Consider the following 11,844-nt stretch of genomic DNA (forward strand, 5'->3'; position numbering starts at 1 on the left):
CGATGAGTGTGACGAGACAGCCGGGCGCAGCGGCGCCCGACATGGCGAACGGTTTGCAGGTGCTCCAGCCAGGTGGCTGGCCGCAGCCAAAGGGATATGCGAACGGCATGATGGCCGACGGGCGCTTCGTCGTGACCGGCGGCGTCGTCGGCTGGGACGTTTCAGGCCGGTTTGGCGATGGATTTGTTGCGCAGGTCCGCCAGGCGCTCGAGAACGTCGTCGCGATCCTGGCCGAAGGCGGCGCAAGGCCGGATCATCTGGTTCGTCTGACCTGGTATGTCGTGGACATGGACGAATACGTCTCCAATCTCAAGGCGCTCGGCAAAGCCTATCGCGAGGTGATCGGCACCCACTATCCGAGCATGGCGCTCGTTCAGGTCGTGCGTCTTGTCGAGCCGTCAGCGCGCGTCGAGATTGAAGCGACGGCTGTCGTTCCGCGCTGAAGGATTGCGGCCTACAGGGCTGGTTCGACGTGGGCCCGGATCGCATTTCGCGGGATATCGATCCAGCCATGCTCGCGGGCCTTGGCTACCATCTCGGCATATTGCCGATCCCAGCTTGCATCGTTGGGGCGGCCCTCCAGGGTGGGGACCAGATCAATCGAGACGAGCGCATCGCGATCATCAAGAAGCGTGATCCCGGTCCGGGCCAGCACTTCCGGCGATGCGCCGGCATGCAACACCAGCTTGAACTTGCGAAAGTCGAGCGGTTCGTCCAGTCGGACGCTGCCGCCGGCGAAGCATTCGATGATCACGGTGCCGCTCCTTTGATTCTGGCGCGCCGGGACGCGATGGTACCGGCCTCGGCAGGCCTGAAGTCCATTTAACCCTTAACCCTGCGGCAACGCGCGCAGCGCGCCCTGAAAATTGACCAGGGGATTGCCGTTCCCACCGCGGGTGGCCACGATCCTGCCGATGAAGAGGCCGTGCGTGCCGACCATTTGATGATGGTGCAGCACGCATTCCAGCGCGCCGATCGCAGGCTCGAGCAATGGCACGTCAAGCACGCCTTGCTCCCACGGCGCCGTCGCGAAGCGGTCGATGCCCTTGGCGCCACCGGCGAAACGCAGCGCCAGATCTTCCTGCCCGCTGCCGAGGAGACTGATCCCGAAGCGGCCGTTGGCTAGGATGGCGGTGTGGGTTTCGGAGCTCGAATTGACGCCGACGAGCAGGCAGGGCGGGTCCATGCACAGCGAGGTCACGGAGCTGACCGTCAGCCCGCGCCGCGCCGTCTCTGTTCCCGTCGCCACGATTGCGACGCCGGTCGCGAGGTTACGCATGGCCAGCCGAAACTCCGCGGCTTCGACTGAGCGGAAATCGGTCATTTGAGACATCTGACATCCCATGACGTACCTCCGGGCTCGCTTCTCGCCGGTTGCGTTACGCCGAAACGGCTTCGCCTGCGACCTTGCCACGGCCGGATTTCAGCTCTTTCCGGATCGCGGGAATGATCCTGCTGCCCCACAGCTCGATCTGGCGCAGCATCGTGCGCTGGTCGAAATCGCCGAGCTGGGTCTGAAGCGCGATGTGGGTCGGCCTGAGAATGCTGATCTCTTCCAGCATGCGGTCGATCACCTGGTTGACGCTGCCGACGGGCAGGTTGTCCCGCATCGTCTCCAGGCTCATGTCGTTCGGCCCGGCCTCTTCCTTGATCAGATAGCCGTCGTCGCTCTGGGCGCGTCGGAACTTCAGGCTTTCGGAGAGCCGGCGCTGGAAGCGCGCATTGTCCAGGTACGACTGGATCTCGCTGTCATTGTCGCTGGCATAGGCGCAGCGCAGGAAGCCGAAGCGCGTGTCGTCGATGGAGCGGCCTTCGTTGGCGGCGATCCCCTCGAGGCGTTCGCGCAGGGCCTTGATGGCATCGAGGCCGTTCAGCAGCGCAGTGACGAACAGATTGTGGTTGTCGCGAATGGCGCGGCCGAGCGTCTCGCCGTGGCCGGACGTGACCCAGATCGGCGGCATCGGCTTCTGCACCGTGCGCACCGCGATGGCGGTCGGCGGCATCTTCAGGTGCTCGCCGGAATAGGAGAAGATGCGCTGCTGCATGCCCGCGTGAAGGACGTCGTAGAATTCGGCGAACAGCGCGTGCGAATGTTCGAGGTCCACGCCAAAGCGGTCGAACTCGAACTTCTGGTAGCCCGAGCCGATGCCGAGATCGAGACGCCCGTTCGAGACCGTGTCGGCAAAGCCGATTTCGCCGAGCAGCCGCGCCGGGTGATACAGCGGCAACACGCAGACGGCAGAGCCGAGCCGGATGCGCTTGGTCAGGCCGGCGCAATGCGCGACCATCATCAGCGGCGAGGGGCAGAGGCTGTAATTGTTGAAATGGTGCTCGGCATACCAGGCCGTATCGAAGCCGGCCTGCTCGGCGGCTACGGTCTGCTCGACGGCGTTGTTGATGACCTGCTGCGAGCTCTGATGATAGCCGCGCTGCTGCGCCAGAATGAATACGCCGAATTCCATCAGTTGCTTCCTCCACCTGATCGTGGTCGCTCTTGCGATCCGTTCTCAGCAAGCTACGGGCTTGAGCGTTTTCGAACAATTGACGTATTCTGAGCATGTCCTTTGCAGAATCTGAAAAGATCGATGAATCGCCTCCAGGCCATGGAATTGTTCGTCAGTGCCGTCCGTGAGGGCAGCTTTTCCGCGGCCGGGCGCCGTGTCGGGCTCTCCCCGGCGTCCGTGTCGCGCTACATCGGCGAGCTCGAGGCGCAGCTCGGCGTGCAGCTCCTGAACCGCAGCACGCGCCATCTCGGATTGACCGACGCCGGCAAGATCTTCTTCCAGCGGACCGAGCAGGTCCTGCACGGTATCGAGGACGCCGAAGCCGCAGCGCTTTCGTTGCAGACCGCGCCGCGCGGAACGCTACGGGTGCACTCGCGGACGCTGTTCGGCATCAGGGTGCTCTCGCCGCTGATCCCGGGCTTTCAGAAGCTCTATCCGGAACTGAAGGTGGAGCTGCGCCTGTCGGAGCGCCGTCCCCAGCTTCGCGAAGATGAATTCGACGTCGATTTCCAGATCCAGGCGGCGAAAGACCCAGGCCTCATGCAGCGAAGGCTGCTGCGGAGCGAGCGGATTCTCGTGGCCTCGCCGGACTACGTCGGCCGGATGCCGAAATTGCGCGAGCCGGAGGACATCACCCGCCACAATTGCCTGACCTACTGGATGGGCCCTGACGACGTCGTCTGGAAGTTCATGCGCAGGAACAGGCTGCGCGAGATTGTCGTGCCGTCGTCCTTCGGCAGCAACAATGGTGTGGTGCTGTGCGATCTCGCCGTTGCCGGCCACGGCATCGCCCTGTTGGACGACTATACCGTGGCGGAACAGCTGAAGAGCGGGCGCCTGGTCCGCCTGTTGCCGGGCTTCCGGGTGACGAACTCCACCTTCGACGAAGGAATCTACGCCACCTTCCTCCAGAGCAGCTATCTGCCGGAGAAGATCAGGGTCTTCGTGGACTACATGGCCGAGAACGTGCCAAGGCAGGTCAAGAGATCGGCGCAGTAGTGGAGGGGCCGCTCAGGCCGGGCCAAACCGGTGCGCCGGCGGTCCGCGAACGCCGAGGCCTTCGACGGCGAACAAGCCGCCGGCATCCGGGCGGTCATCGCCGAGAGCGTGGCTGCGCGAGATCGATGTCACGTACAGAATATCGAGATCGGTTCCCCCGAACGTCACGCTGGTCGGATGGCGGATCGGCATGTCGACCGTCCGCACGATCGTGCCGTCAGGCGCAAACCGCGCGATCTTGCCGATGCGCACGAGGACCGACCAGATATACCCCTCCGCATCGATCGTCGCGCCATCGCAACCGGAGTCTTGCGCCTCCGTGTTGACGAAGACGCGCTTGTTCGCGAGGGGGCCATCCTGGCTGTAGTCATAGGCCCAGATGATCCGTCTTGCGCTGTCGGCAAGATAGAACGTCCGTCCGTCGGGGCTGAAGCACGGTCCGTTACTCACGGCGAGGTCCGTCTCCAGCAGCTCCAGCGCGCCCGATGCGTCCAGGCGGTAGAGGCCGCCGAGCGGCGCTTCATCCGGGGCGCGGTCGCCGTGCATCGTGCCTGCCACGAACCGTCCATAGGGATCGGCCTTTCCGTCGTTCAGCCGCACCTTCGGGTGGTCGAGCCCGATCGACGGACCTTCGGTCAGCACGCGCATGTCGAAATCGTAGCGCGCAAATCCGTGGCGTAGTGCGAGCACAGCGCCGCGGTCGCGCCGCAGCGCCAGCGACCCGATCGGCGCGGGCGCGCTGAATTGCTCGGTCGCGCCGGTGACGGGGTCGAAGGCGCGGATCAATCCGGCCAGGGCGTCGATCCAGAAGAGGCGCTGTCGGCGCTCATCCCAGACGGGGCTCTCGCCGAGCTGGTCCTTCGTCGTGCCGATTCGCGTGATCCGGACCGCGCTCATGGTTCCTCGCGCAGGGATCGCCGGGCTTGACCGATCGGTCCGTGAAAACCTAGTTTCATTCTAAAGGCCCTCATGTTGGCGCCAGGCTGACGAACGGATTGCGGAGTTCATGACCGAACTGTCAACGATGAAGGATGGCGTTGCGAACCAGGCCGAGGCCTCGGACCGCGTGCTTCAGATCCTCGCCGAGGCCGGGCGGCTGTTCGCCAGCAAGGGATTTGAGGGGACTTCGATGCGCGACATCGCGCTCGCCTGCGGCATCTCCAAGTCGCTCCTCTACCATCATTTCTCCAACAAGGACGAGATCTACGCGCGGGTGGCGGTCGGCTCGACGCTCGAACTCTACCTTTTCGTGCGCGACCGCATTCCCGACGGGCCGCCGTCGCAGAAGATCCGTGCTTTCATGGTCGCCACGGCGGAATACTTCCGGCGCTATCGCTGGGCCTGGATCGCCTCCACGACCGCCTTCTGGAACGATCCCGACCGACGGCGGCACAAGGAGAGGCTGACGCGCCGCGACCGTTTCGAGAACTTTCTGCGCGGCCTGATCCAGGAAGCCATCGACGCCGGCGAAATCCGCAAGGTCGACGTTCCCATGACCGGGCGGCTGATCCTCTCCTCGCTCAATTGGATGCATCGCTGGTACAATCCCAACAAATCCGCAACCCCGGAACAGATCGCGGAGATCTTCTTCGACATGCTGTTCAACGGGCTGCGGAGCGGGGAGTTGATCGAGCTTCCCGGCGCCGAGCCGCCTCGCGCCGGTCGGCGAAAATCACGCTGACCGGTGGCGGCACCGCGTGCAACGCCTCATTCCAGGGCGATGTTCTGCGCCTTGATCACCGGTCCCCAGAGCGCGGCGTCCTTGGTCAATTGGGCGTCGAGCCGCTCCGGTGCGCCGGTATCGACCATCAGGCCATCGGTTTCGAGCTGCTTTGCGATCTCGGGCTTCTGCATCGCGGCGTTGGCTGCCGCGTTCAGCCGCGCGATGACATCGCGCGGCGTGCCCGCCGGAGCGTGGAGCGCGGTCCAGAACGATGCCGTGAGGTCGGGATAGCCGGATTCGGCCAGCGTCGGTATCTCGGGCAAGCTCGCCATACGCTTGTCCGAGGAGACGGCGAGGATGCGAAGCTGGCCGCCGCGCGCATGCTCGATCACGGCGGCGGGCGTTGCGAAGTTGAGATCGCATTCTCCTGACAGTGTCTCCATGATGGAGGCCGGATTGTTGCGATAGGCAACCTCGGTGACGGCAAATCCCATCGACTTGCCCATCATGATCCCGAACAAGTGCGTGACGCTGCCCGGACCGAGCGTGGCGTAGAACAGCGGCTTGTCGCGCCCCTTGGCGTAGGTGACGAAGCTCTTCACGTCGGCGGCGGGCGTGCGCGCATTCACGGTCAGTGACAGCGGTCCGTTGCAGAGCATGGCGACGGAGGCGAAGTCCTCGAGCTTGTAGGGCAGGCTCTTGCGGAGCAGCACGTTCAGCGAAATCGGCCCGGTGCCGCCGGCCAGCAGAACCGATCCGTCCTTCGGCGCGCGCGCCACATATTGCGATCCGACGATGCCGTTGGCGCCGGGCTTGTTGTCGACCAGGACCGGCTGGTCCAGGTTTTCCGCCATGGCCTTCGCGATCGAGCGCATAAGGCTGTCGATGGAGCCGCCGGGCGCATAGGGCACGATGATGAAGATCTGCGACGCGCGGGCCCTCACGATTGCAGGCGCGCCAAGCGGGGCGACGAGGGCGCCGGCGATGAGAGTTGTCGCCTGGCGTCGGCTGATCCTGGGCATGGGAGTCCTCCTCACGGTCGTTCTTGCTTGTCGCGAAATCTAATAACTGACCGATCGGTCGGTCAATAGGACATCGATAGGATATTGCAAGTCACCGCGCTTGATGTTATCAGCGCAAAAAGCTGACCGATCGGTCAGGAATAGCAAGCAAGACAAACACAAGACAAGCAGAAGCCCAGGAGGAAGCCATGTCAGGAGATATCGTCACCCTCGAAGTGTCCGATCACATCGCGCTGGTGACGCTGAACCGTCCTCCCGTGAACGCGCTCGATCGTGCCATGCGCGATCGCATCGTGAGCGTGTTCGACGAGATTTCCGAGCGTAGCGATGTCAGGGTCGCGATCCTGACCGGAGCCGGAAAGGTGTTCTGCAGCGGTGCGGATCTGAAGGACCGTCCGGATCCGGCAAAGATCGGCGCGTTTCACAGCCACAACCGGATCACGCGCGAGACCGGCAATTGCATTCGCGAATGTTCGAAGCCGGTCATCGCGGCGATCAACGGCGTTGCGCTCGGTGCCGGTGTGGGCCTGATGGCCTCCTGCGACATCTTCTACGCCTGCGAGGAGGCGGTGTTCGGCATGCCCGAGATCAATGTCGGGTTGGCCGGCGGTGCCGCCATGCTGAACACGCTGTTCGGTCGCTCCCTGATGCGCCGCATGTTCTTCACCGGCTATCGCGTGCCGGCCGCCGAGCTCTATCGCCTCGGCATCATCGAGGCTTGCACGACCAAGGAGAACCTGATCCCCGAGGTGATGAAGCTCGCCCGCGAGATCGCCTCGAAGAGCCCGATCGCGATGGAATATGCCAAGAATGCGGCGAACATGGTCGAGCTCATGCCGCCGCGCGATGCCTACCGCTTCGAGCAGAACATCACGATGGCTCTCTCCAAGACCGAGGACGCCAAGGAAGCGCGGATGGCGTTCCTAGAGAAGCGCACGCCGGTGTTCAAGGGGCGCTGAGATGCGGCCGGGAGAAGGTCTCGACGCGCTGATGTCGCCGCGCTCGATCGCGATCATCGGCGCCTCGCAGGAGGCGACCAAGATCGGCGGTCGGCCGGTCGACCTGTTGCGCCGCCACGGCTATGCAGGCCGCATCTATCCGGTCAACCCGAAGGCCGCGACGGTGCAGGGACTGAAGGCCTATGCTTCCGTCGCCGAAGTGCCGGAGGCACCGGATCTCGCCATCATCGCGGTCGATGCGGAGCGTGCCGGCGAGGCCGTGGAACAATGCGCGGCCCGCGGCGTCCGCAGTGTCGTCGTGTTCTCGTCGGGCTTTGCCGAGCTCGGCGAGCAGGGCCGCGCGATGCAGGACCGGCTGCGCCTGGCCGCGCGCAACAGCGGCATGCGCTTGCTGGGGCCGAACTGTCTTGGCGCGGTCAGCGTCGCCGAGAAGAGCATCGCGACGTTCTCGATCGTGCTCGAGCACGGCATGCCGGCTGCCGGCTCGCTCGGCATCGTGTCGCAGAGCGGCAATCTCGGCAGCTACACCATGCGGCTCGCCAGCGAGCGCGGTGTCGGCGTCAGCCGCTTCATCACCACGGGCAACGAGTGCGACGTTGATATCGCCGACGGTATCGCCTGGATGGCGCGCGATCCCGCCACCAAGGTCATCCTGTGCTGCCTCGAGGCGTGCCGCGACGCCGGCCGCCTGATCTCCGCGCTGGAGGAGGCGCGCGATGCCGGCAAGCCCGTCATCGTCATGAAGATCGGCATGTCAGCGGCAGGTCAGGCCGCCGCGGCTTCGCACACCGGGGCGATGGCAGGATCGGACGCGGTGTTCGACGCGTTGTTTGCCCGTTGCGGTGCGGTGCGCGTCCGCAGCATCGACGAACTCATCGATCTCGGCCACGCTGCATCGATCCTGCTGCCGGACCGCCTGCCGAAGGGGTCGGGCGTGGCAATCCTCACGGCGTCGGGCGGTTTCGGTGTGCTGCTCGCGGACGCCGCGCAGTCGGTCGGGTTGACATTGCCGGAGCTTGGACAGGAAACGCAGCGCCAGATTCTTGAGCTGGTGCCCTTCGCGTCGGCGCGCAATCCGGTCGACGCCACGGCGCAGATGTCGAGCCGCCCAGATCTTCTGGAGAAGATCATGACCGCCGTCGTGGCGGACGATCGGGCCGATACGGTGATCCTGCCGCTGCCGTTCTCGCTGCATCTGCCGCGCTTGCGCTCCATCTACATGGACACGCTGCGCAACATCCGCGCGCAGTTCCCCCAGCGTCCGATCGTCCTTTGCGTCGACGGCCCGGAGGACGCGCTGACCGAGCTGCACGCGCTGGGGTTTCCGACGGTGGAAAGCTTCGATGGCTGCTGCGCAACTATCGCTGCCTTGGTGCGGCTGCAGGGGGTGTCGAAACGTCCGCAGGACGTGCCAGCTGCGATCGAGCAGGCGGGGCCGCTGGCAGCCGATGCATTCCGCCACGAGCTCGGCGCCAAGCGCGCACTTGCCGAGGCCGGTGTGCCGGTGCTGGCCGAGCGTCTGGTACAGGATGCAGATGCAGCGGCGCGCGCTGCCACCGAGATCGGTTATCCCGTGGTGCTAAAGATCGCCTCGCCCGACCTGCCGCACAAGACGGAGGTCGGCGGCGTGGTCGTCGGCGTTGGCTCGGAAGCCGAAGTCCGGCGCGCCTATGCCCAGATGCTCGACCGCGTCGCCACCAATGCGCCCAACGCGACAATCGACGGCGTGATTGTGGCGCCGATGGCCAAGGGCGTCGCCGAGCTGATCCTGGGCAGCCGCATCGATCCGGTGTTCGGGCCGGTGGTGATGGTCGGCCTTGGCGGCATCTTCGCGGAGAGCCTCCAGGATTCTGCCGTGCAGATGGCGCCGGTCAGCGAGACGCAGGCCATGGCGATGCTGAAATCTCTCAGGGCGTTCGCGGTGCTCGACGGCGCGCGTGGCCGGCCGCGCGCCGACCTCGACGCCGCGGCTCGGGCCGTTGCCGCGTTGTCGCGCTTTGCCGCCGCGCATACCGACACGATCGCGGAGATCGACGTCAACCCGTTGCTGTTACGCGCCAAAGGCGAGGGAGCCGTGGCGCTCGACGCGCTGCTGATCCCGCACGGCGAAGGGCCAAGCCAGGATCGACACTGAACTCTAAGACAAGAGGCCGCAGAAGCGGTCCAGAGGAAACGCAGGAAGCAGGAGGATAAGTGATGAGATCGACGATTGCCGCGCTCGGCATGATTGCCCTGCTGCTGACGCATGCGCCGGTGTCCGCGCAGGGCATATCGGGCGATGTGGTCAAGATTGGTATCATGAATGACCAGAACGGTCCCTATGCCGACAATTGCGGCCTCGGTTCGGTCGCGGCCGCCAAACTCGCGGTCGGCGATTTCGGTGGAGCGGTCAATGGCAAGAAGATCGAGCTCGTGATCGTCGACGACCAGAACAAGCCAGATGTCGGCGTCGCCATTGCGCTGCGGTGGGTCGACAATGAAGGTGTCGATGCCATCGTCGGCTGCTCGGCGTCGTCGATCGCGCTGGCGGTGCAAGACATCATGAAGAACCGCAAGAAGCCGTACATGCTGGCCGGCACCGCGGGATCGTTCTTCACCAACGACAAATGCTCGCCCATGACCACGCAGTGGGTCGTCGATACCTATGCCCAGCCGAAAGCCACGGTGAAGGCCCTGCTCGCGCAGGGCATCGACTCCTGGTTCTTCCTGACGGTGGATTATGCCTTCGGCAAGGCCTGGCAGGCGGACGCGACGAAGTTCATCCAGGCGGGTGGCGGCAAGGTGGTGGGCTCGGTGCTGCATCCGCTCAACTCGTCGGATCTCTCCTCGTTCCTGCTGACGGCACAGGCCAGCGGTGCCAAGGCAATTGCGCTCGCCAATTCGGGCGCGGATTTCGCCAATGCGATCAAGCAGGCCCAGGAGTTCGGGCTGAACAGGACGCAACTTCTCGTTCCCCTCGGCCTCATGATCAGCCAGACGCATGGCATCGGCCTCAAGGACCTCCAGAACGTGCGGCTGACGACGCCGTTCTACTGGGACATGACGCCGGAGAGCCGGGCGTTTGCCAAACGTTATGCCGAGGCGACGAACGGTCAGCTTCTCAACGAGGGCAAGGCGGCCACCTACAGCGCCATCACGCATTATCTGAAGGCGGTGGCCGCCGCCGGCTCCGACGACGGCGATGCCGTGATGCGGCAGATGAAGAACACGCCGATCAACGATTTCGAGATGAACAACGTCAGCATCAGGGCTGACGGCCAGGTGATGCGTCCGCTCTATGTCGCGCGGATCAAGGCTCCGTCGGAGTCCAAATACACCTACGATTATTACGAGATCACCGGCACGATCGCGCCGGAGGATGCGTGGCGGCCGGCCTCGGAGAGCGCCTGCGATCTGCTCAAGTCGCAGTGAAGAACGGACAGGCGGCCCAGACATGACGGCACGTATGGCGAAAGCGGAAAGCAGGCGATGAGTGTAGTTGAAGCGGTGTCGACGTATCCGGTCGCGAGCGAGAGCCTGGCGCGCGCAGCCTATCGCGATGCGGTGCATCGCTGGCTGCATGCCAATCTGCCCGCCAGCTTCCGCGGCGACAGTGCCGCATTCGCGCCGCCCACGCTCCAGCAGTCCGTGACGTGGGAGGCGGCGATGTACCGCGCCGGCCTGACCGGCATTACGTGGCCCCAGGCCTATGGCGGGCACGGCCGCTCCTTGCGCGAGCATTTGATCGCCAATCAGGAGATCGGCGCGCTGGCGATGCCGGAGAGCGTCAACTCGATCGGCAAGGAACTCGCCGGTCCGATCATCCTGGCCGTCGGCAGCGAGGAGCAGAAACGGCGGTTCCTGCCCGCCATCCTCGAGATGCGCAACATCTGGTGTCAGGGATTTTCCGAGCCCGAAGCGGGGTCCGACCTTGCCGGGCTTCGCACTCGCGCCACGCGAAATGGCAACGACTGGCAGATCACCGGCCAGAAGATCTGGACCAGCGGCGCGTACCGGGCGCAACGCTGTCTCGTGCTCGCCCGCACCGGTCCGCTGGAGGATCGTCATCGCGGCCTTGCCATGTTCGCGGTGCCGCTCGATGCCGACGGCGTGCGCGTGCGCACCATCAAATCGATCGACGGACGCGAGAGCTTCTGCGAGGTCTTCTTCGACGACGTCGAAGTGGCCCAGGCCGATGCGATCGGCGCGCCGGACGAGGGCTGGGCCGCAGCCATCCGCGTGCTGGAGATCGAGCGGGCGACCAACCGCATGTACCGCGCCTGGCGCTTCGAGAACGAACTGCGCCACCTGATTTCGGCTTGCAAGACGGACCCGGCGCTGTCGGCAATGGTCGCGGACCGGCATTACGCCGTCAGGCTCGGCGAGGTCGCCGTCGAGATCGAGGTGCTGAAGGCGCATGTCGAGACGGCCGTCGAGGCGCTCGTCAACGGCGACAAGATCGGAGCGCGCGGCAGCCTTGCGAAGCTCTATTGGAGCGAATCGCATCAGCGCTTTGCGGCGCTTGCGATTGAACTGCTCTCGCAGGCATCGCTGCCGCAGAACCCGGCGATCACGGTGGCGCGGCGCCGGTTCGAAGCCATCTACCTTCAGGCGCGCGCCGAGACGATTTATGCCGGCACGACCGAGATCCAGCTCGGCATCATCGCCGATCGCATCCTCCAGCTGTCGCGAGGCAAGTGATGGTCTTCCCGCGCATT

12 protein-coding genes are annotated in these 11,844 nt (G+C 64.9%); 7 read left to right on the forward strand and 5 right to left on the reverse strand.

The genetic code is table 11. The features are described from left to right. Positions 1 to 2: 2 nt before the first annotated feature. Positions 3 to 443: a RidA family protein gene (locus ACE10W_RS14070; protein WP_161535544.1), complete on the forward strand. Its 441-nt coding sequence runs from the start codon at positions 3 to 5 to the stop codon at positions 441 to 443. Positions 444 to 454: 11 nt separating this feature from the next. Here ACE10W_RS14070 and ACE10W_RS14075 read toward each other — a convergent pair whose 3' ends face one another. The 3 genes from ACE10W_RS14075 to ACE10W_RS14085 all read right to left on the reverse strand — a co-directional run bounded on the left by ACE10W_RS14075 (position 455) and on the right by ACE10W_RS14085 (position 2,462). Further along, positions 455 to 754 (reverse strand): hypothetical protein, encoded by a 300-nt coding sequence (locus ACE10W_RS14075; RefSeq protein ID WP_060913022.1) that lies wholly within the window; start codon positions 752 to 754, stop codon positions 455 to 457. A gap of 75 nt (positions 755 to 829) precedes the next feature. Then, on the reverse strand, positions 830 to 1,324 hold the full coding sequence (locus ACE10W_RS14080; protein ID WP_304552257.1) for a flavin reductase family protein: 495 nt from the start codon (positions 1,322 to 1,324) through the stop codon (positions 830 to 832). 55 nt (positions 1,325 to 1,379) lie between these two features. Continuing rightward, a complete protein-coding gene (locus ACE10W_RS14085) occupies positions 1,380 to 2,462 on the reverse strand; it encodes an LLM class flavin-dependent oxidoreductase (RefSeq protein ID WP_011086224.1) in 1,083 nt (360 codons plus the stop codon). Positions 2,463 to 2,585: 123 nt separating this feature from the next. Here ACE10W_RS14085 and ACE10W_RS14090 point away from each other — a divergent pair, with 123 nt between their 5' ends. Further along, positions 2,586 to 3,503 carry a LysR family transcriptional regulator gene (locus ACE10W_RS14090; RefSeq protein ID WP_028171985.1) on the forward strand — a complete coding sequence of 306 codons (918 nt, stop codon included), beginning with the start codon at positions 2,586 to 2,588 and terminating at the stop codon, positions 3,501 to 3,503. 12 nt (positions 3,504 to 3,515) lie between these two features. Here the strand turns inward: ACE10W_RS14090 and ACE10W_RS14095 are convergent, their stop codons facing one another. After that, complete coding sequence (locus ACE10W_RS14095) at positions 3,516 to 4,400, reverse strand: SMP-30/gluconolactonase/LRE family protein (RefSeq protein ID WP_304552261.1); 885 nt, start codon at positions 4,398 to 4,400, stop codon at positions 3,516 to 3,518. Positions 4,401 to 4,509: 109 nt separating this feature from the next. Between ACE10W_RS14095 and ACE10W_RS14100 the strand changes: the two genes are divergently transcribed. After that, positions 4,510 to 5,184, forward strand: coding sequence for a TetR/AcrR family transcriptional regulator (locus ACE10W_RS14100; protein WP_011086227.1), 675 nt, complete (start codon positions 4,510 to 4,512; stop codon positions 5,182 to 5,184). Positions 5,185 to 5,210: 26 nt separating this feature from the next. On the opposite strand, the gene ACE10W_RS14105 is transcribed toward ACE10W_RS14100, so the two are convergent. Continuing rightward, complete coding sequence (locus ACE10W_RS14105) at positions 5,211 to 6,188, reverse strand: tripartite tricarboxylate transporter substrate binding protein (protein ID WP_304552263.1); 978 nt, start codon at positions 6,186 to 6,188, stop codon at positions 5,211 to 5,213. 188 nt (positions 6,189 to 6,376) lie between these two features. On the opposite strand from ACE10W_RS14105, the gene ACE10W_RS14110 reads away from it, so the two are divergent. The 4 genes from ACE10W_RS14110 (at position 6,377) to ACE10W_RS14125 (ending at position 11,827) form a co-directional block, all read left to right on the forward strand. Continuing rightward, positions 6,377 to 7,147 (forward strand): enoyl-CoA hydratase/isomerase family protein, encoded by a 771-nt coding sequence (locus tag ACE10W_RS14110; RefSeq protein ID WP_271613332.1) that lies wholly within the window; start codon positions 6,377 to 6,379, stop codon positions 7,145 to 7,147. Between the two features lies 1 nt (position 7,148). Continuing rightward, positions 7,149 to 9,281, forward strand: a complete 2,133-nt coding sequence (locus ACE10W_RS14115; RefSeq protein ID WP_304552265.1) for an acetate--CoA ligase family protein — start codon at positions 7,149 to 7,151, stop codon at positions 9,279 to 9,281. A 62-nt stretch (positions 9,282 to 9,343) separates the two neighbouring features. Continuing rightward, entirely contained in the window at positions 9,344 to 10,558 is a 1,215-nt protein-coding gene (locus ACE10W_RS14120) for an ABC transporter substrate-binding protein (protein ID WP_304552267.1), read from the forward strand. Positions 10,559 to 10,615: 57 nt separating this feature from the next. Beyond that, positions 10,616 to 11,827, forward strand: coding sequence for an acyl-CoA dehydrogenase (locus tag ACE10W_RS14125; RefSeq protein ID WP_304552268.1), 1,212 nt, complete (start codon positions 10,616 to 10,618; stop codon positions 11,825 to 11,827). The last annotated feature ends 17 nt before the right edge of the window (positions 11,828 to 11,844 follow it).

This window comes from Bradyrhizobium sp. B025, assembly GCF_042257955.1.
In the GTDB taxonomy this organism is placed as follows: Bacteria; Pseudomonadota; Alphaproteobacteria; order Rhizobiales; family Xanthobacteraceae; genus Bradyrhizobium; species Bradyrhizobium diazoefficiens.